Source organism: Sphingobacterium cellulitidis (assembly GCF_043187465.1).
GTDB lineage: Bacteria > Bacteroidota > Bacteroidia > Sphingobacteriales > Sphingobacteriaceae > Sphingobacterium > Sphingobacterium cellulitidis.
In genome coordinates, this window is the sequence record NZ_CP171136.1 from 3,731,070 (window position 1) to 3,752,227 (window position 21,158).

At 37.6% G+C, this 21,158-nt stretch carries 18 protein-coding genes and 1 riboswitch; of the genes, 8 read left to right on the forward strand and 10 right to left on the reverse strand.

Going from position 1 to position 21,158, the window contains the following annotated elements; all coding sequences use genetic code 11:
* Positions 1-94 precede the first annotated feature (94 nt).
* From ACF3OC_RS16385 to ACF3OC_RS16425, 9 genes are all read right to left on the reverse strand, one after another.
* On the reverse strand, positions 95-1,327 hold the full coding sequence (locus ACF3OC_RS16385) for a glycoside hydrolase family 88 protein (protein WP_392469930.1): 1,233 nt from the start codon (positions 1,325-1,327) through the stop codon (positions 95-97).
* Between the two features lie 505 nt (positions 1,328-1,832).
* Positions 1,833-2,192 (reverse strand): CoA-binding protein, encoded by a 360-nt coding sequence (locus ACF3OC_RS16390; protein ID WP_094257910.1) that lies wholly within the window; start codon positions 2,190-2,192, stop codon positions 1,833-1,835.
* A gap of 17 nt (positions 2,193-2,209) precedes the next feature.
* A complete protein-coding gene (locus tag ACF3OC_RS16395; protein ID WP_392471619.1) occupies positions 2,210-3,388 on the reverse strand; it encodes a serine hydrolase domain-containing protein in 1,179 nt (392 codons plus the stop codon).
* Positions 3,389-3,704: 316 nt separating this feature from the next.
* Entirely contained in the window at positions 3,705-5,351 is a 1,647-nt protein-coding gene (locus ACF3OC_RS16400) for a 2-oxo acid dehydrogenase subunit E2 (RefSeq protein WP_392469932.1), read from the reverse strand.
* A gap of 42 nt (positions 5,352-5,393) precedes the next feature.
* Positions 5,394-6,389, reverse strand: coding sequence for a pyruvate dehydrogenase (acetyl-transferring) E1 component subunit alpha (pdhA, locus tag ACF3OC_RS16405; RefSeq protein ID WP_094257913.1), 996 nt, complete (start codon positions 6,387-6,389; stop codon positions 5,394-5,396).
* A gap of 200 nt (positions 6,390-6,589) precedes the next feature.
* A complete protein-coding gene (hisS, locus tag ACF3OC_RS16410) occupies positions 6,590-7,969 on the reverse strand; it encodes a histidine--tRNA ligase (RefSeq protein ID WP_392469934.1) in 1,380 nt (459 codons plus the stop codon).
* Positions 7,970-8,382: 413 nt separating this feature from the next.
* Positions 8,383-9,120 (reverse strand): ribonuclease III, encoded by a 738-nt coding sequence (gene rnc, locus ACF3OC_RS16415; protein ID WP_094257915.1) that lies wholly within the window; start codon positions 9,118-9,120, stop codon positions 8,383-8,385.
* A gap of 80 nt (positions 9,121-9,200) precedes the next feature.
* Complete coding sequence (gene fabF / locus ACF3OC_RS16420) at positions 9,201-10,454, reverse strand: beta-ketoacyl-ACP synthase II (RefSeq protein WP_094257916.1); 1,254 nt, start codon at positions 10,452-10,454, stop codon at positions 9,201-9,203.
* A gap of 27 nt (positions 10,455-10,481) precedes the next feature.
* On the reverse strand, positions 10,482-10,718 hold the full coding sequence (locus tag ACF3OC_RS16425; RefSeq protein ID WP_079643602.1) for an acyl carrier protein: 237 nt from the start codon (positions 10,716-10,718) through the stop codon (positions 10,482-10,484).
* Between the two features lie 265 nt (positions 10,719-10,983).
* Here ACF3OC_RS16425 and ACF3OC_RS16430 point away from each other — a divergent pair, with 265 nt between their 5' ends.
* A complete protein-coding gene (locus ACF3OC_RS16430; protein ID WP_392469937.1) occupies positions 10,984-11,484 on the forward strand; it encodes an IPExxxVDY family protein in 501 nt (166 codons plus the stop codon).
* Between the two features lie 111 nt (positions 11,485-11,595).
* Entirely contained in the window at positions 11,596-13,029 is a 1,434-nt protein-coding gene (pyk, locus tag ACF3OC_RS16435; RefSeq protein WP_094257918.1) for a pyruvate kinase, read from the forward strand.
* Positions 13,030-13,091: 62 nt separating this feature from the next.
* On the opposite strand, the gene ACF3OC_RS16440 is transcribed toward pyk, so the two are convergent.
* Entirely contained in the window at positions 13,092-13,388 is a 297-nt protein-coding gene (locus ACF3OC_RS16440; protein WP_392469939.1) for a hypothetical protein, read from the reverse strand.
* A 210-nt stretch (positions 13,389-13,598) separates the two neighbouring features.
* On the opposite strand from ACF3OC_RS16440, the gene ACF3OC_RS16445 reads away from it, so the two are divergent.
* The 6 genes from ACF3OC_RS16445 to ACF3OC_RS16470 all read left to right on the forward strand — a co-directional run bounded on the left by ACF3OC_RS16445 (position 13,599) and on the right by ACF3OC_RS16470 (position 21,105).
* Entirely contained in the window at positions 13,599-15,470 is a 1,872-nt protein-coding gene (locus tag ACF3OC_RS16445) for a sensor histidine kinase KdpD (protein WP_094257920.1), read from the forward strand.
* A gap of 15 nt (positions 15,471-15,485) precedes the next feature.
* On the forward strand, positions 15,486-16,175 hold the full coding sequence (locus ACF3OC_RS16450) for a response regulator transcription factor (protein ID WP_094257921.1): 690 nt from the start codon (positions 15,486-15,488) through the stop codon (positions 16,173-16,175).
* Between the two features lie 234 nt (positions 16,176-16,409).
* Positions 16,410-16,508: riboswitch (SAM riboswitch) on the forward strand.
* A 71-nt stretch (positions 16,509-16,579) separates the two neighbouring features.
* Entirely contained in the window at positions 16,580-18,889 is a 2,310-nt protein-coding gene (metE, locus tag ACF3OC_RS16455; RefSeq protein WP_392469941.1) for a 5-methyltetrahydropteroyltriglutamate--homocysteine S-methyltransferase, read from the forward strand.
* Positions 18,890-19,056: 167 nt separating this feature from the next.
* A complete protein-coding gene (locus ACF3OC_RS16460) occupies positions 19,057-19,239 on the forward strand; it encodes a hypothetical protein (RefSeq protein WP_094257923.1) in 183 nt (60 codons plus the stop codon).
* Positions 19,240-19,304: 65 nt separating this feature from the next.
* Complete coding sequence (locus ACF3OC_RS16465) at positions 19,305-19,829, forward strand: DUF4833 domain-containing protein (protein ID WP_392469943.1); 525 nt, start codon at positions 19,305-19,307, stop codon at positions 19,827-19,829.
* Positions 19,830-19,941: 112 nt separating this feature from the next.
* Positions 19,942-21,105, forward strand: coding sequence for an alpha-hydroxy-acid oxidizing protein (locus ACF3OC_RS16470; RefSeq protein WP_392469945.1), 1,164 nt, complete (start codon positions 19,942-19,944; stop codon positions 21,103-21,105).
* Positions 21,106-21,158 lie beyond the last annotated feature (53 nt).

Sequence of the window (21,158 nt, forward strand, 5' to 3'; positions counted from 1 at the left end):
AAACAATTTTATAACTATCAAATAGTTAGTCAATTATTTTTAAAAAAATAGCCCCGATTTTTTTCGAGGCTTTCCTATAGATCAAAATATGTGTCTAAATTTTTATTATCGGCTCACCCGCCAACATCCGCTGATACCTAATCAAAGCCTCCACATAATAGTAGTCCGCATAGGTTAATGGAACATCTACTTCCGAGTTCAAAGGCAATGCCCCAACGCTATGAGCCAACAAATACCCTCCATTACTTCCATCCTTCACGAAATAAGTCTCTGAAGACAAACTCTTAAGCATTTCTTCTGCTTTTCGCAGGTATTCCTTCCCTACTTTACCCTTGCTATATTGCGATAACTCCAATAAAGCCGATGCAATAATTGCTCCCGCCGAAGCATCCCGCAAGCTCCTACGCGAATAGGTCTTACTGTCCGATGGAATCTTATCCTTATCAAAATCCCAATATGGAATTAAATCAGCCGGTAAATTCGGATTCTTCAAAATATAATCGGCAATTTTTTGAGCCTGTTTCAAATAAGCCTTATCCTTGGTTTCTCGGTACATCATGGTATAGCCATAAAGCCCCCAGGCTTGTCCGCGAGCCCATGCAGATTCATCTGCCGCCCCTTGAGCGGTTTGCTTAGCCAATACTTCCCCCGTTTTTGGATCATAATCAATCACGTGAAAAGAACTATTATCTGCTCTAAAATGATTTTTCATCGTGGTATTCGCATGTGTAATGGCAACATCAGCATACTTCTTATCCCCTGTCGTTTTTGATAATTCCATTAAAAACTCCAGGTTCATCATATTATCGATGATTACTGGAAATTTCCAAACATTATGATCCCATGAACGAATGGTTTTCGTCGTTGGGTTAAACCGACTTGTAAGTGATTCTGCACCTGTTTTTAATATAGGTTGATATTGACTGCTATCACCCGTCAAACGTAGGGCATTCCCGAAACTACAAAACAACATAAAACCCAAATCATGTGTTCCTTTATTATATTGTTCCTTTTCCAATTCCTTTAATTTATCCAGACCAGCCTGTTTTAATGCTGAATTCCCGGTTCCTTCGGATAAATACAATAAAGTGCCCGGATAAAATCCAGAACACCACCAGGAAGAATTGGAAAACTTCTGTTCCCCAGCTTCAAAGGTTTTTGGAAATTTATTGGCAGGAACTACTGATACTAAATGTTGATACTGTTTTGCCGATGCTTCCAATTGACCATTGATAAAATCAAAACTTAATTTTAGGTCCTGTTTCTGGCCAAATGAAATCTGCAATGAAATCAGACAAAGGGTGATGGTAGAATAAATTCGCCTCATTGTTGTGGTTTTTTAAATTGATAAAATTTAGGAATAAACAAAATAAGGATATAAAAAGAAAAACAATACAAAAATCTACGATATCGTTTTCAGTAAATTTCCTTTCTTGGAATAAATTGCCATGAAGTCCTAAATAAAGTCCACATTCATAATTCTCATTTATTTTTGTTTCTAATTCAATATTTACTTTGGAATAATAGGAATCAAACTTTACATTCTGCCTCAGCTGTATCGGATTTGCGTCGGACCTTGTTCGAAAAATTTCGAACAAAATCCGAAGAAGATCCGAAGAAGGTCCGGCGAAAGTCCGGTAGAACAGTTAGTTTGAGTAAAAGATTTTTTGGCCAAAACCCAAATTCAACCCCTACCTCAATTTCCATAACAAGGCATCCGATTCTTGAATTTATACCGGCTTAAGCATGCTCATTAATCCTGAAAAAATTCAGGTAATAAAAAAAGGAGCTGTCATGTGACAGCTCCTTCAGAAAATCTTGTGAATGGATTATTAAAATTGTCCTGTATTAAGCATAACTAAAGTACATGCTTCAACGACTTCAATCCCATTTTCTCTTGCCTTTTCAGCAAGTTCAGCATTTTCAGCTCCAGGATTAAAAATAATACGTTTCGGCTTTGTCTTTAAAATATAGTCATAATATTGAGGCTGGTTCTGAGGACCTACATACAAGGTCATTGTATCTATATCGGTATGAATCTCCTCTGCAGGTTCGATTTCTGCTCCAGCTACTTTACCAACCTTACGTCCTACATTGACGATGGGATGGCCTTTTCTAACCAATTTATTGGCTACCAAATACGAATATCTTGCCGGATTGGTACTCGCACCTAAAATCAAGGTCTTTTTCATATATTGTTATTAGGATTTTAATTTACTAATTCACCACTTGCATTATATGCATTTTGTCTCAAAATAGGCATTTCTAAGATTTTATACAAATCATCTAAATGATTCAAACTCCCATTTGCCATATTTGTCAACAAAACAATCGTGACATCATTTTTCAAATCGCGGACATATAAGCTTTTAAATCCATGCCACCATCCGGTATGATATACGATCGGATTGCCCGGAGGACTAAATGTCCGCCAGCCATAAGCATAACTGAATAAGCTTCTTTTCGCATCGCTTCTTGGCATATACATCGAGTCCAGAGAAGACTGACTCACGATACGACCTTCCTTGATGGCTAGATCCAATAAATACATATCCTGAACAGTACTGTAAATCCCTTTATCACCAACTGGTCCATCCAGGTAGTTGCGAACGACCGAACGGCGCCAAACTTTATCATGCCCCATAACATTGGATGGTGTTTTTTCATACACGGCTGTAGAATATACCGCTGTATGCTTCATGCCTGCAGGATCGAAAATATTTTCCTTCATATAAACAGCAAAATCCTGACCGGTCACTTTTTCAATGATGGAAGCCAAGACCATAAAGTTGGAATTGTTATAATGGAAACGACCATCTGGTGCGCCATAGCGATTCGGATGTTTTTCGATCAACAAGTTCATCGCATCCTGATTGGACATCGGTTTTTTGCGGTCTGGCCATGCTTCTTCAGAGAAATAAACATAATTGGGCAGTCCGGAACGGTGGGAAAGCAATTGCGCGATACTAATTCCAGGATACGGGAAATTAGGATAAAAGTCGTTCACGGTATTATCCATTTTCAATTTTCCCTCTTGAACCAGTTTCATGACCGCCAAGGCTGTGATAGGCTTGGAGGCAGAGGCAAGTTCAAATTGAGAATTAATATTCAAACTATCTTTTAACAGATAATCAGCCCAACCAAAGGCATTTTGATACAGGATCTTTCCTTTTTTGGCGACTAAAACATTTCCATTAAAGGCTGATTTTTTATGAAGATTCTGCATAAAAGCATCGATCTGTTTATCGGCTTTCGTAGAATCATAAATCAATGCAACACTATCTTTCTTTGCTTGATCTATCTTAATTTCTTTTTGTTTTGCTTCTGGCGAAGAACAAGAGAACATCGTAAATGTCCCTAACCCCAATACGAATAATAAATTTTTTATTGACACGCTTCTAATCTGAATCTTTTTCTTACTAATTATGTCTGATGAATTCTTGACAAATTACTATATATTGTGACAAATTACAATAAATATTAGCTTTCTTTTGATAAAACTATAGTTACAAATTAGCTATTCCGCATAATCCCCAAGAATATCTTGACATTTAGAAAACGGTTCAAAAATCCACTTATTGCAATTCAACAAAAATATTAAGATCTAAATCTTGAGGAAGCAAATAATCCATTCGATAGAAACTATATCAAACAACAAAAGCCAGCATTAATGCTGGCTTTTGGTATTTTATAGAATACTCAGATTATGCTAATAAGCGAATCGGAGCTTCGATTAATCCTTTTAATGTTTGTAAGAATTGAGCACCAGTAGCACCATCCACCACACGGTGGTCACAACCTAGGGTTAATTTCATGATGTTTCCAGGAACAACTGCTCCATTTTTCACAACAGGAACTTGTTGGATAGCACCAACTGACAAGATCGCTCCATCAGGTGAGTTGATAATAGATGTAAATTCATCAATACCAAACATACCCAAGTTAGAAACAGTGAAAGTTGATCCTTCCCAATCCGAAGGTTGTAATTTCTTAGCTTTAGCTTTTTGAGCGAAATCTTTAACCTCCGCAGAGATGTGTGATAAAGATTTACCATCAGCAAAACGAACAACCGGAACTAGTAATCCATCTTCAACAGCCATTGCAACACCGATATTTGTATGTTCATTATAACGGATTTTGTCGCCTAACCAAGAAGAGTTTACATTAGGGTGTTGTTTTAGGGCAACAGCTACAGCTTTCACAACGATATCGTTGAAAGAAACTTTAACTGGAGCTACCTCATTGATTTGAGCACGAGCAGCCATTGCATTGTCCATATCTACACTGATTGTCAAGTAGAAATGTGGTGCAGTGAATAATGACTCAGACAATCTACGAGCGATCGTCTTACGCATTTGGTTCACCGGTTTTTCAGTGAAACGCTCTTCTCCAACAAATTGAGGTAAACTGATTGTTTTCGCTTCAGACGCTGCCGCAGGTGCAGAAGCCGCTGCTGCTGCAGGAGCTGCAGACGGAGTGAAGTTTTCAACGTCTTTTCTTACGATACGACCATTTTCTGCTGAACCTTTCACTTGGCTCAAATCAATACCTTTTTCTTTAGCAATTTTCTTTGCCAGAGGAGAAGCTTTGATTCTAGCGTCGCTAGAAGTTGATGCAGCAACTGGAGCATCAGATTTACTTTCCTGAACCACTGGTTTTTCTTCTTCTTTTTTAGATTCAGATTTTGCAGCAGCAGGTTTTTGATTTAATAGAGGTGTAACATCTGTTCCCGCAGGGCCAACGATAGCAATAATATCATTAACCTTTGCAGCTTGACCAGCTTCAACACCTACATATAATAAAGTACCATCAGCATAAGCTGTCACTTCCATAGTCGCTTTATCAGTTTCTACATCAGCAATAGCATCATCCGATTTGATGGTATCTCCAACTTTAAAATTCCATTGCGCAATCACCCCTTCAGTCATTGTATCAGACAATAAAGGCATGGTAATCACTGTAACGCCAAGGTCTTCAGCAGTTACATTACTTCCTGAATCCGCTGCAGGAGCCTCTTCAGTAGATTTTTCAGCTTTTTCCTCAGCCTTAGTTTCTTTCTTATCCTCGGAAGAACCAGCTGCATCACCTTTCAATAATGCTTCGTAATCTTCACCTTCTTCACCCAACACCGCGATTACTGAATCAATTGGAACGGCTTCGCCTTCTTTCGGTCCAATATATAACAATGTACCTTCTTGATAAGATTCAAAGTCCATTGTAGCTTTATCAGTTTCAACCTCTGCAATAAGGTCTCCTGAATTTACTTTATCACCAACTTTTTTGTGCCATTTAGCGATCACACCTTCAGTCATGGTGTCGCTCATTTTTGGCATTTTTACTACTTCAGCCATCGTTTAGGATTCTTCTATTTAAGTTAAAGTAATTATCATTAATTAATCCATGACAAAAGGATAGTCCTCTTGAACATAAACATCTTTGTAGATATCCGCGGCATCAGGGTATGGAGACTCTTCAGCAAATTTCACTGAATCATCAACGATTTTCTTAACCTTCGCTTCTACTTCATCAAACCAAGCTTGATCTGCATATTTATTTTCAACAATAGCGTGTTTCACAGCGATTATTGGATCTCTTTCTTTGTACTCTTCCAATTCCTCTTTTGTACGGTATTTTGCAGGATCGGACATGGAGTGACCTTTATAACGGTAAGTACGAATTTCTAAGAAAGTAGGACCTTCACCCGCACGAGCACGTTGTACCGCCTCATCCATTGCATTGTGAACAGCAACAACATCCATACCATCTACAGGTGCACTTGGCATATCAAATCCAAGACCCATTTTATAGATATCTTGCATGTTAGTCGTACGTTTTACAGAAGTACCCATTGCATAGCCGTTGTTTTCACAAACAAAGATTACCGGTAATTTCCATAACATCGCCATATTCAAAGTTTCATTGAAAGCACCTTGACGTACAGCACCGTCACCCATGTAACAGATATTTACATTATCTGTTCCCAAATATTTCTCAGCAAAAGCAATACCAGCACCTAAAGGAATTTGACCTCCTACGATACCGTGACCACCCATGAATTTATGCTCTTTGGAGAAGAAGTGCATGGAGCCTCCTTTACCTTTTGAACAACCCGTAACTTTACCAAATAATTCTGCCATACAAGCATCCGCCGATACCCCTTTTGCTAATGCATGGGCGTGATCACGGTAGGCTGTAATCAAAGAATCTTCAGGTTTAATCACAGACATCGTACCAGCAACTACGGCCTCTTGTCCAATGTATAAGTGACAAAATCCACGAATTTTTTGCTGTCCATATAGCTGTCCAGATTTCTCTTCAAATTTGCGCATGAGCAGCATGGATTCATACCACTCTAGGTAGGTTTCTTTTGTTATAGGTGTTGAACTCATTTCTAAGTATTGAATTTCTTTACTAAACTGACCACAAATTTAATCAATTTTAACGAGATTTCGGATAATTTTTAGCTTACATTTCTCGGTTTTATATGGTTTATGTAAAATTATCGTCGCTCAATTCCCCTCTTATCCTTTCCCTTGCTCCTTTAAAATCTATCTCAATAAAAAAAAGCGACCTTTTAAGGTCGCTTTACTTATTTCAATTTTTCGATTAATTCATCCATGTTCAATTTTTCCTGCTCCCCAGTCTCCATGTTCTTCAAAGACAATTGTCCCGAACTCACTTCTTCATCCCCGACCAAAAGAACATAAGGTATTGCTTTAGAGTCAGCATAACTCATTTGTTTTTTGAGCTTAACCGCTGAAGGATACAATTCGACAGCAACCCCGGCCTCACGCAATCTATACATCAATGGTAAAGTGAAATCCTCAATCGCAGAATCAAAGTTGACAATCAATAATTTTGTTCTTTCGGAACCGCCTTGTGGAAATAAATTCAACTCCTCCAAGACATCATAGATACGATCAGCTCCAAATGACACCCCCACTCCTGTCAGGTCCTTCAACCCGAACATTCCTGTCAGGTCATCATAGCGACCACCACCACCAATACTTCCCATCTGAACCTCATTGGTCTTCACCTCAAAAATACATCCGGTATAATAATTCAAGCCACGTGCTAAAGTGATATCTACTTCAACGACTTTTTCTAAGAGGTCCGCACGACCGAACTTTTCAACGTAAGCAAAAACTTCTTCAATCTCTGCAATCCCTTGCATCCCAACTGTAGAGTTTGAAAGGACTGTTCTCATGGATGCTATTTTATCCAAATTAGAACCTTGAAGCTCAATGATTGGTTTTAAGGTTGCTAAATCAGCCTCCGTAAATCCTCTTTCCAACAATTCCTTATTGACACCATCCAAACCAATTTTATCAAGCTTGTCAATAGCAACAGTCATATCCACGATTAACTCAGGCTTACCCACTACTTCTGCAATTCCTGATAAGATCTTTCTATTATTCAGCTTGATATTAAAATCCTTCAATCCTAACTTCAGCAAGGCTTCATTGTAGATTAGAATAAATTCAGCTTCATTCAACAATGAGCTTGAACCTACAACATCTACATCACATTGGTAAAATTCTCTGTATCTTCCTCGCTGCGGACGGTCAGCACGCCATACTGGCTGAATCTGAAATCTCTTAAAAGGTAGGGCTATATCATTTTGATGCATCACCACATAGCGCGCAAATGGAACTGTCAAATCATAACGCAATGCTTTCTCTGAAATATGAGAAATTAAGGGATTCGAACTTTTGCTTTCCAACAAATCTGCTGGGGCCTTGCTCAAATAATCTCCAGAGTTTAAGATTTTGAAAATTAATTTATCACCTTCATCACCATATTTTCCGGTTAAGGTTGAAAGGTTTTCAAATGAAGGGGTTTGGATCTCCGCATATCCAAATTTTCTGAAAATTGATTTTAACGTATTAAAAATAAAATTACGCTTATCCATTTCCAATGGAGAAAAATCACGAGTACCCTTAGCTAATGATGGTTTTATTGATGCCATAGCCGCAAAGATAGGTATTAGATGTGAGAAGTGAGATGTGAGATATTAGAAATAGATGTGAGAAGTGAGATGTGAGAATTGAGATAGAAAACGGAAAAGTATAGGTGTAAAGAAATGGGCTAGATTAGATGTGAGAAGTGAGATGTGAGAATTGAGATAGAAAACGGAAAAGTATAGGTGTAAAGAAATGGGCTAGATTAGAGGTGAGATGTGGGATATTAGAAATAGATGTGACAATTGAGATAGAAAACGGAAAAGTAAAGGTGTGTGGAAATGGGAGAAATTTGATTTGATATTGGGATGTGAATTTTGAAATTTTAGAAATAAGAATTGAGGAATTGGAATGGAAGATATGATTAATAATCATGCTATTGAGACTAAATTTCTCAAATCTCACATCTCCTATCTCAAATCTACTCTTCAAATATCTTCAAGAATTCGCAGGCTCTTTCTGCAGCTATTTTTTCCGCGCTCTTCTTATTGAAATCGCGACCTAAGCCACATTCTTCGCCATCGACCACGGCAACTACAGAAAACATTTTGTTGGACTCCCCTTCTGGGTTATCAACCTGGACAAAACTAATTTCTTTGTTGTTGTGCTGGCACCATTCGATCAAGCGGCTCTTAAAGTTTGTTTCTGTTACTTCAAGGGTTTGAATATCGACATGGGGTTTAATAATTCGGGAAAGAAGAAACTCACGGGTGAAGGTATATCCCTTATCAAGATAGACCGCTCCAACCAATGCTTCAAAGGCATCTCCGAGTAGAGAACCTTGTTTGTTGGGATAACTGATCATTCGAGCATCGAACTCAATCATCTCATTAAATCCAAGCTTACGGGAAAGCTGGTTCAAGTTGGCACGAGATACGATTTTAGATCGCATTTCGGTCAAGAAACCTTCATCCTTGTAGGGATAAAGTTTAAAAAGTAATTCAGCGACCACCGACCCCAATACTGCATCGCCCAGGAATTCCAATCGTTCATTGCTATTTTTGACCCCATCTTTGATGAGGACAGCAACGGACTTATGGCGGAAAGCCATTTGATAAAGGCGTACATTGCCAGGTACGAAACCAAGCAAGTTCTTTAGTTTCCGAACGTAATTGCGATTAGGGGACAGATAAAGATTATAAACCTGTGTGATGGGCATAATTACTCTAAATAACAATAGGTAGTTGGAAAATGCAACTACCTATTCTAAATGTTTAGCATGGAAAAAATGAATACATCTTAACCATTATACTTTTTCACAATAATTGTTGCGTTGTGACCTCCGAACCCGAAGGTATTACTCAAAGCAGCGTTTACAACCCTTTTTTGTGCAGTATTGAACGTAAAGTTCAATTTGCTATCAATTTCAGGGTCATCAGTGAAATGATTGATCGTTGGAGGAACAATATCATTTTTAACTGCCAAAATAGAGGCAATAGCTTCTACAGCACCAGCAGCACCTAGCAGGTGACCTGTCATGGATTTTGTAGAACTGATATTTAAATTATAAGCGTGTTCACCAAAAAGGTCAACGATAGCTTTTGTTTCACTCACATCTCCTACAGGCGTTGAAGTTCCATGAACATTGATATAATCAATATCTGAGAAATCCATTCCGGCATCTTTGATGGCCATAGTCATGGCTAACTTAGCGCCTAATCCTTCAGGATGGGATGCAGTAATATGATACGCATCAGCACTCATTCCACCACCGACAACTTCCGCGTAAATTTTTGCTCCGCGCGCTAAGGCATGTTCCAAGCTTTCCAACACGATGGCACCAGAACCTTCACCAGATACAAATCCATCCCGATCTTTATCGAATGGTCTTGATGCTGTTTTAGGGTCATCGTTACGCGTTGAAAGGGCATGCATTGCATTAAATCCACCAATTCCAGCTTCATTGATTGTTGCTTCAGAACCACCAGTAATAATAATGTCGGACCTTCCCGTACGGATATACGTAAAGGCATCGATCATTGCGTTGGTAGCCGATGCACAAGCAGAAACTGAAGAAAAGTTAGGACCTTGCAAGCCATGGCGCATAGAAATATGTCCAGGTGCTAAGTCGATAAGCATTTTAGGAATAAAGAAAGGATTGAACCTAGGAGTACCATCTCCTTTAGAGTATTGGGCAACTTCCTCAGTGAAAGTTGTTAATCCTCCAATTCCAGACCCCCAAATTACACCGATTCGCGTTCTGTCTAATTTATCGAAATCTAAACCTGCGTCTTTTACGGCTTCATCGGTAGATGCTATGGCGTATTGCACAAAAGGATCCATCTTACGGGCCTCTTTACGGTCCATATAGACGTGCGGATCAAAACCTTTGACTTCACAGGCGAACTGTGTCTTGAATTTTGACGCATCAAAATGCGTGATAGGAGCGGCTCCACTTACACCATTTACTAATCCCTCCCAGTATTCTGATACGGAATTACCAATAGGTGTAAGTGCGCCTAATCCTGTTACAACTACTCTCTTAAGCTCCATTTATGATTTTTGGCCTAATAAAATTAGTTAGTTAACGTTTTTTTCTAAGTAAGCGATTGCTTGTCCTACAGTACTGATGTTTTCAGCTTGGTCATCAGGAATTGCAACGTTGAATTCTTTCTCGAATTCCATGATCAACTCAACTGTATCAAGTGAGTCTGCACCTAAATCATTCGTGAAAGAAGCCTCTGGTGTCACTTCATTTTCGTCTACACCTAACTTTTCTACGATAATTGCTTTTACTCTTGATGCGATATCTGACATGATTTTCTAGTTTAATTGTTTAATAAATCTGTGCAAAGAAAAAATAAATATTCCCAAAAATCAAATCTTTTTGACTTTTGAAACTAAATAAAGAACAAAGTTATCCTAAATAAAGTTTTAACACCTTATTAATTAACCTTAATTCAATAATACTAAAACAAATAAAGTTTTACAAACTTAATGCATATTTAATGATATTTTTACTTAATCATCAAACTTAAATGAACCAAAAACGTAATTTTGTAAATCATCAAATATAATTGGCTTGAGCAAAATAACCTTTAAACTCGAAACTGACTTTGACCTTGAACTGGATTTTATCCTTATTGGAATCAGTTCTGTCCTGCGAGATTATCGACTTTGCCATTTCATCAACAAACATACCGGCTTGCAATTCGTTTATGGGAAAGAAGATTATCTGGACCATAATGGAAATAGTAAAGAAAAACCCAAGGATGAATTGGACTATCACATCATTTTTGAATCAAAAAAAAATAAACCCACCCTTCGGAATCACTTTAATATTTTCAGGTACCATAATCAAACTTTTGAGTTTGAATTTTATTTATTGAGCAATCGGTCGGTGGAAGGCGCAGCCCTAATCCCTGAAATTAGTAGTTTTGATTACTTCCTGATGATCAAACATTATATCGATGAGGAAGATCTGGACGCATTATTAGAAAACATCAAGTCTATTCCTGAAGTACTCTTGGTAAAAGAAATAGACCCAACAATATTGAAATCTAAAGAAAATCTGATATTTTAGCGGATTATTAAGATAGTGTAACTAATACACATAAACCTAATCGACTGCTTTAAGGGGAGAATAAAGCAGAAAATGACTTAAAAAAGAATATAAATTTAAAATTTAATTTAAATGGATAAACTAAAAAAGCGGACCAAAATTGTTGCCACACTAGGTCCGGCTTCTTCAAAAAAAGATGTTTTAACCCGTATGATTGCTAAAGGAGTTGACGTTTGTCGCCTTAACTTCTCACACGGTTCTCAGGAAGATCACCTAAAAGTGATCAACACTATCAACGAAATCAACCAAGAACACCCTTTCAACGTAGGTATTTTAGCTGACTTACAAGGTCCGAAAATTCGTATCGGAAAAATGAAAGAAGGTGGTGCCATTCTTGTAAATGGAAGTACTGTAGAGATGACTACGCACGAATTAATTGGTGACGAAAAGAAAATCTACATCACATATGACAACTTTCCGAATGACGTAAAAGAAGATGAAATCATCTTATTGGATGACGGTAAACTTCAATTGCGTGTTTTATCAACAAATCACTTAGATACAGTTACTTGTGAAGTTGTTCATGGTGGTATTTTAACATCTAGAAAAGGAGTTAATCTTCCAAACACCAAAGTTTCAATTCCTTCATTAACTGAAGAGGATTTAGATAATTTAAACTTTGCTCTTGACCATGGTGCTGACTGGATCGCGATGTCATTCGTACGTTCAGCAGAAGACATCAAGCAATGTAAAGAAATCATCAAGCAAAAAGGTTCTCACGCAAAAGTGATTGCAAAAATCGAGAAGCCTGAAGCAATTGACAATATCGACAGCATTATTGAAGCAACAGACGCGATCATGGTTGCTCGTGGTGACCTAGGTGTTGAACTTCCTATGGAAGAAGTACCAGGCCTTCAAAAGATTATTGCTCAAAAATGTCGTAACCTGTCAAAACCAGTAATTATTGCTACCCAAATGTTGGAAAGTATGATTACTACTCCACGTCCAACACGTGCAGAGGTTAATGACGTTGCGAACTCAGTAATTGATGGTGCTGATGCTGTGATGTTAAGTGGCGAAACTTCAGTTGGTGAATTCCCTGAGATCGTTATCGAAACAATGGCAAAAGTTATTACTCATGTTGAAGCAACTTCTTATCCATACTATAGCGACAAAGAACAATTAGGAACAGTACCTGTAACCCGTATTCCAGATGCTATTTGTAGCTCTTCTATTTTCTTGGCTGAAAAAACTCATGCATCTGCAATCGCAGTAATGACTTCTTCAGGTTATACTGCCATGGAAATTTCTAGTTACCGTCCGGATGCAGATATCTATGTTTTCACTGGTAATAAAACTTTATTGCGTACGCTTAGCTTATGCTGGGGTGTGAAAGCATTTATCTACGAAAAATACGAATCTACCGATGGTACAATCCAAGATGTAAACGGCTTATTAAGAGAGCGTCACTTGGTAGAACCGGGTCAGATTGTAATCAACACTTCTTCTACCCCATTACATGAAAAAGGTAGAACAAATACAATCCGTGTTTCAGAAGTAAGATAATTACGAAATAAACAAGAAAGCCTCATTTAATATGAGGCTTTCTTGTTTATATATTTTTGAAACTACTTCAGAATAAGGGAGTTTAAAACGTCTTTGGACTCAAACTTATCCTTTTGGGAATTATTGTCCAATTTTTTGGTTCCTGGCATCATTACACTCTCTGAGCCAGTCAATTTCTTTTCTAGAATTACACTGTCATCCATAGTCCCTTGATTTGGTGTTTGCTGCAGATTTAATTTCTTTCCTTTGTATGCATTTGGGATCTCTATCGTAGAACTTAGAGAATCAAATAATGGTATTTTGAAAGCCTTTAAACTATCCTGCTTGGATTTATCCAACTTGAGTTCTAATGGTTTCATTTTTTGAAAATTTTGATTATTTTGAGCAGACGAAGGAAGTACCCAAATCAAAAGCAGCATGGAAATAAAGATGAAATTTTTCATAATCAGAGTCTTAAGTCATAATTCTATAACAAAACAAATCCATTTCTGCTAAAAAAGCTAAAATTTCGCTGTTAAAATGTGTTAAATGAGAAAATTAGCTGTTTTCCCTTATTACTTTTGTAACAAATGAAGAAAAGAAGTATTGCATTGATTATTTGGCTGATGTCCATTGCGCTAATAGGTGTGATGGCTATGCAATATTATTTTGTGCGGGAGTCCTTTATCAAAGAATCAAAATTATTCGATGAGGAGGTTAAAGCCTCCCTATCAGCAGTAGCCAACAAAATCGAACGCCAAGAGATCTATGATTTTGCTAGGGAACAAGAACGTCTGAATCAGGAGAAGTTTAGAATTGATCAGGAAAGAATTCAGAAGAATGAAAAAATACTAGCGCTTCAGTTAAGTTATCAGGATAGTATCAAAACCTTGCAAAGAAGAGCTTTTGCACATACGACCCACTTCAATTATCTAGAGCGTCAATTAAATCAGCAATTCCCAGCTGTCCCCATTAGTAATGAGTTCTACGAGACCTATTTACGAAGGAAAGATTATAAACATTTAGTCAGAATCACTCTAGAACAGGGGCTTACATCTGATAATACCATTGGTGAATTCACGAATGTTGAGGCCATAAAAGTTATTCCAAGGGTGGCTCAGAAGGATGATAGTACTCGGTATTTAATTCCAGTATTTTCACCTCCGGCTACGGAAGCCATTGCTTATCAAATCCGAACATTACCTCCAAGAATTGACTCGAGATCCATTGGGAAAATTGAGGAACTGGAGATCAAACTAAATAATTTAAGAAATCAGAAGTTAACAGAAGCTGCTACCCTATACGATACGATTGCTATTTTAGGTGGCAAAAAAAGCTCTGTCATTGCTGATGTTGCCATGGGGATGGAATTATCCAAAAGACCCTTGGCAGAACGTATCAATGGAAAAAAGACGGTGAAATTATTGATTCATGAGCTTTCTGAGCGCGGGATAAAATCATCCTTCGTTATGGAGATCAAGGATTTCAATAAGATGCCGGTATTTCAAGGGGTATATCAATTCAACAACGAAGAGTTAAAGGAGGTTAGTAATCCATTGATCTATACAGCAAGATTATTCCAAGGTGACCGAGGAAATGCGCCGGGTGAATTAAGTATTCACTTCCCAAATAAAGGCGGGATTATTGCGGAAACCATGGGATATTGGCTGTTCCCGACCATCTTGGCTTTGCTTGCGCTATTGATTGGATGTTTCGCTTATACCCTGAGCATTATCTTCAAGCAAAAGAAGATTTCCGAAATGAAAACGGATTTCATCAACAATATGACGCATGAGTTTAAAACTCCAGTGGCAACTATTATGATCGCGAGTGAGTCTTTGCGTGATCCGGAAATTTCGGCTGATGGCAAACGTGTAAATAAACTCGCAAATATCATTTATGATGAGAATGTCAGATTGGGTTCTCATATTGAAAGGGTTTTGAATATTGCGCGTTTAGAAAAGGAAAACTTGAAAATTGAACGGGTCAATGTTTATATTAATTCCCTGGCAAATGCCGTTCTGGAGAGTATGCGCCTGCAAATGGATAAGGCAGAAGGAACCTTGAATATCGACTTGGCAGCGGTTAATGATTTGGTGGTTGGAGATGAACTTCACCTATCCAATGTCATGTTTAATTTGGTTGATAACGCAATTAAATACTCTCAAGAAAAACCAGAAATCACTTTCAAGACTTTTAATAGAGGGAACAACATTGTAATCTCCGTTGCAGATAAGGGAATGGGGATGACCAAGGATCAACAAGAAAAGATTTTTGATCAATTTTACAGGATCCCTACGGGAAACATTCACAACGTAAAAGGCTTTGGACTAGGCTTAAGTTATGTCAATGATATTATCAAAAGACTAAACGGCAAAATATCAGTTAAAAGCGAAAAAGATAAAGGCACACAATTTGAAGTAACTCTTCCTTTGAAGGACGCCTCCAAGGAAGTAGCATAATAAATAAAAGAAATTATGAATCAAAAGATATTATTAGCAGAAGATGATCCTAATTTGGGCGAGTTATTAAAGGATTACCTAGAACTAAAGGGTAAATTCGATGTGGTATTATGTAAGGATGGTCAAGAAGGTATGGATGCCTTCAGAAAAGAGGAATTTGATCTTTGTATCCTAGACGTCATGATGCCCAAGAAAGACGGCTTTTCATTAGGAAAGGATATTCGAAAAATAAATCAAACAGTTCCTATCATTTACGCGACAGCAAAAGGAATGATGGAAGATAAGACCCAGGCATTTGAATTGGGAGGTGATGATTATATCACTAAACCCTTCCGTGTGGAGGAATTATTGCTACGAATAAATGCCTTGCTCAAAAGAGCATCGAAAGATAAGGAAGAAGAAGTTTCTGATAAATTTGAAATCGGTGATTATTTCTTCGATTATACAAGTCAGATTATTTCATTCAAGGGACAACAGCAAAAGCTTTCAACCAAAGAAGCCGAATTACTACGTCTTTTATGTTTGAAAAAGAACGATGTATTGACCCGAGAGGAAGCATTGATTAAGATCTGGCATGATGACAATTACTTTACCGGAAGAAGCATGGATGTTTTTTTAAGTAAGTTAAGAAAATATTTGAAGGAAGATCCGAATGTAGAGATTGTGAATGTCCATGGTAAAGGATATAAATTATTAGTGAGTTAATATCTGATTTTTGGGAAGAGTTCTTCTCAGAATGATTACAAAAATAAAATGAATAGGGACAAAATTAATTTGTCCCTATTTTTTATGGTATTCCCTCAGCACAATTGTTTTAGACCAGATTATTAAAGAATGATGGAATATTAAAATGGCTAATAATTTATTTTTACTGGGGATAAATCTCGGTTCACAAATCTTTTTTTTGCAAAATATAAATCTTATCCATAACTTAGCCACCGCTTATAGAGAAAGGCAGAGGGACTAGACCCGATGAAGCCTTAGCAACCTGTCCCTTGACAAGGTGCTACATTCTACCCCGATTGGGAAAGATAAGCTGGTTACAGGTACCTTAGTAGCCTTCTCTTAGCAAAGACTTTTTGAAACATTTTAATTTAGTAGAGATCTATATGCTATTAACAAACAATTTAGGCTACCCACGTGTGGGTGCATTCCGTGAACTGAAGAAAGCTAATGAAGCTTACTGGGCAAAGAAAATCAGCGCGGAAGAATTATTGCAGGCTGGACTGAAAATCCGTGAAAGCAATTGGAAGACTCAAAAGGATGCTGGCATCGAATTGATCCCATCAAATGATTTTTCATTTTATGACCAAGTCCTTGACTTATCATTAACTGTTGGAGCAATTCCTGCTCGTTACAACTCCCTTTTAAACAAAATTGATCGTCAATATAACTTAGATTTATATTTCGCGATGGCACGTGGTTTCCAAGAAGGTGGTGTTGATGTAACTGCTATGGAAATGACAAAGTGGTTTGATACCAACTACCACTATATCGTTCCTGAATTCGTAAAAGATCAAGAATTCAAACTTACTTCAGAGAAATTCTTAAGTGAATACAATGAAGCAAAACAATCAGGCATTGAAACAAAACCTGTTCTGATTGGTCCAATTTCTTACTTATTATTAGGTAAAGAAAAAGAAGCTGGTTTTAACCGCATCGATCTTATCGACAAATTACTTCCTGTATACGAAGAGATCCTTGGAAAACTTGCTGATGCTGGCGCACAATATGTACAAATCGACGAGCCTTTCTTGGCATTAGATATCGATGATGCTACAAAAGCACTTTACGGAAAAGTATTCGAAAAGTTAGCTGCAGCTGCTAAAGGCATCAAATTAATCGTTGCTACTTACTTCGAGGCATTAGGAAACAACGAAGATATCGCTGTAAACCTTCCTGTGCATGCGTTACACCTTGACTTAGTTCGTGGTGAAAACCAACTTGACACTATATTATCCAAAGTTCCTGCATCATTAACTCTTTCATTAGGAGTTGTTGAAGGCCGTAACATTTGGAAAAATGACTATGAAAACTCATTCAAAAAAATCAAACAAGCCGTTGATGCTTTAGGAAAAGACCGTGTTTGGGTTGCTCCTTCTTCATCATTATTGCATGTTCCATTTGATTTAGACAATGAAAACAATGAAGAATCTTTACCTGCTGAAGTGAAAAACTGGTTAGCATTCGCTAAACAAAAATTAGCTGAAGTAAAAGACTTAGCAGTATTAGCTGAGGGTGAAGTAGATGCGGAAACTCAAAAACGTTTTGAAGCAAACAAAGAAGCTGCTGAAAGCCGTCGAACTTCTCCATTGATCCACAAACCAGAAGTAAAAAACAGAGTTAGCAACATCACTGATGAAGATGCTAAACGTACTTCTACTTTCAATGCTCGTAAAGAAGCTCAACAAGCTAAATTCAACCTTCCTGGATTTGCAACTACAACAATCGGTTCATTCCCACAAACGAAAGATGTTCGTAAATGGAGAGCTGACTTGAAAAAAGGTGCTATTTCTCAAGAGGAATACGATAAAGAAATCGCTGCTGAAACGGAAAGAACTATTCGTTTACAAGAAGATCTAGACATCGATGTATTAGTACATGGTGAGTTCGAACGTAATGACATGGTTGAGTATTTCGGTGAGCAATTAGCTGGATATGCATTCACGCAAAATGGATGGGTTCAATCTTACGGTTCTCGTTGTGTAAAACCTCCGATTATTTTTGGTGATGTTTACCGTCCTGAAGACATGACTGTTCGTTGGTCTGCATATGCGCAATCATTGACTAACCGTCCTGTAAAAGGAATGTTGACAGGTCCAGTTACGATCTTACAATGGTCATTCGTACGTAACGACCAACCTCGTTCAACAACAACTTACCAAATTGCATTAGCAATCTTGGATGAAGTTCAAGCATTGGAAAAAACAGGTATCAAAATCATTCAAATTGATGAGCCGGCGATTCGTGAGGGTCTTCCATTACGTAAAGCTGATCAGCAAGAATACTTGGATTGGGCAGTTCGTGCATTCCGTGTTTCTTCTTCAAATGTTGATGATGATACGCAGATCCACACACACATGTGTTACTCTGAATTCAACGATATTATCCAAGATATCGCAGCAATGGATGCCGATGTAATTACCATCGAGACTTCACGTTCTCAAATGGAACTATTAGATGCATTTGCTGACTTTAAATATCCTAACGATATCGGTCCAGGTGTATATGATATCCACTCTCCTCGTGTTCCTAGCACAGAAGAAATGGTTAACTTATTACGTAAAGCTAAAGCTGTAGTTCCTGCAGAGCAATTATGGGTAAACCCTGACTGTGGTTTGAAAACTCGTGCTTGGCCAGAAACTAAAGCAGCATTAGAATCAATGGTAGAAGCTGCCAAAATTTTAAGAGCTGAATAAGTATTATAAAATATAATCTACGAAGGCCGAGCTAAATTAGCTCGGCCTTCTCATTTTATCGAATCAGCTCTTTCCAAAAAAGAGATAAAATCTGTAAAAAACTTATCTGTAGTTAGGATAAACCAAACTTTTATGACTTCTTATTGTTTAGTAAAATAAAAAGAACTATGAACAGATATATTGGATTTTTAGCACTCGCATTGACAACATCACTTTTTAGTAGTTGTTCATTGATAGAAGGGATTTTTAAAGCCGGAATGTGGTGGGGAATTATATTAGTTGTTGGGGCAGTCGTTTTGGTGATTTGGTTAATTTCAAAACTATTCGGAGGACGTGGAGGAACAAATTAATCCTTAACTTAAATTTCATTATCAATTAATGCGAATATCAGTAACTTCCCATCAAAATTACTAGGATGACCAAGTTCATTTTGATATTACTGATATTCGTTAGTACCCACATTTCTTTTGCCCAAGAAGGGTATCCAAAGCCAACCGACAAAACCGGCCTTTTATTCTACATTCAACATAACCGCGGTAAAAACACCTTTATCTATGCATTAAACCGTTTGGAGAACAATAAACTGGATGAGGATAATCCTATTAAAGTTTATCGTCAAATATTTGATAAGAATGGGGAAATCAAGCCTCTATCGGTTATTCAAAAGAACTTTGCCTATGGTATTGAATCAATTCCTGTCAACAAGAATCGATATGAGGCATCCATCGTATCCCTACCTAGTCAAAAATTTTATCTCAATATTCCCAGTAAGGGCACTCCTTATGTGGAAACCACGGTTAATGGGGTTCAACTTAAAGTCAATCGAATCTTCATCCAACAAAGGGACGGGACTTCAGGCTTGAATACGAAGGTAGATTACATTCTTTTTTATGGTACATCGAAGAACGGTGCGGTTGTTCAAAAGCTGCTCATCGATTAATAACTAAAATATTACTTTTCTAAGCGATAATTCCTTCAAAGGCATATAGCACAGGATGGGTTTTTCATTTTTTTAACCGTACTTTCGCCAACACAACCTAAATCTTAAAAAAATGAGTGTTAAGATAAAATATCCTTATAAATCAGGCTATCCATCAGTCGCAGATTTAAAACGCAAAGCAAAATGGCGAATTCCGAAGTTTGCTTTTGATTATCTGGAAGGTGGATGTAATGAAGAACTCAATTTGGCTAGAAATGAAAGTGATTTTGATGACATTCTTCTAAAACCTCAATACCTCCACGTTTCTGGAGAAATAGACATGTCTGTTGAACTTTTTGGAAAGCGATATTCTGCACCTTTTGGGATTTCACCAATCGGACTGCAAGGATTAATGTGGCCAAATGCTCCAGAGATATTGGCTAAGTCCGCCGCAAAAAATAATGTTCCTTATATCTTAAGTACGGTTTCGACCAGCAGTATAGAACGGATCGCTGAAGTTTCTGAAGGCGAAGCCTGGTTTCAATTGTATCACCCTACGGAAGACCGTCTGCGTGATGATATATTAAATCGATTAAAATCTGTGGAATGCCCAGTACTGGTTGTCCTAGTGGATGTTCCATCCTTTGGACTACGTTATCGGGAAATCAAGAGTGGTCTTTCCATGCCACCAAAGATGAATATCAGCAACATCCTACAGGCACTGGTATGTCCTGAATGGGGAATAAAAACATTGCAACATGGTATTCCAAATTTTGCAACCTTGAAGCCTTATATGGAAAAAGGACTTGATCTTTCCCAACTAGGTCAATTTATGAACAAGACTTTCACCGGAAAGGTGAATATCCAAAAGGTTAAGGCTATCCGTGATATTTGGAAAGGTCCATTAGTTTTGAAAGGAATAACTACTCAGGAGGATATGGAAGCAGCAATTTCCATCGGTGTCGATGGGGTTATTGTTTCGAATCATGGCGGTAGACAGATTGATGCTGGCGAGTCATCTATTCATTCATTGATTCGTTTGACTCAGAACAGCAGTTATGCTAGTAAATTAAAAATTATGTTGGATGGTGGTATTCGCTCGGGAGTAGACTTAGGGAGAGCTTATGCCGTTGGATCTGATTTTAACTTTATGGGTAGACCGTTTATGTATGGAGTGGGTGCATTAGGTGATGAAGGTTCTGATCATACCATCAATATGTTCAAAGCCCAATTATATCAGGTGATGCAACAACTGAGTATTGAAAACATCCATCAATTTCCATCAAGGTTATTGTAATTCGATAAGTTATTAGAAATGAGGATTAAACAGGTTTTTAATCCTCATTTTTT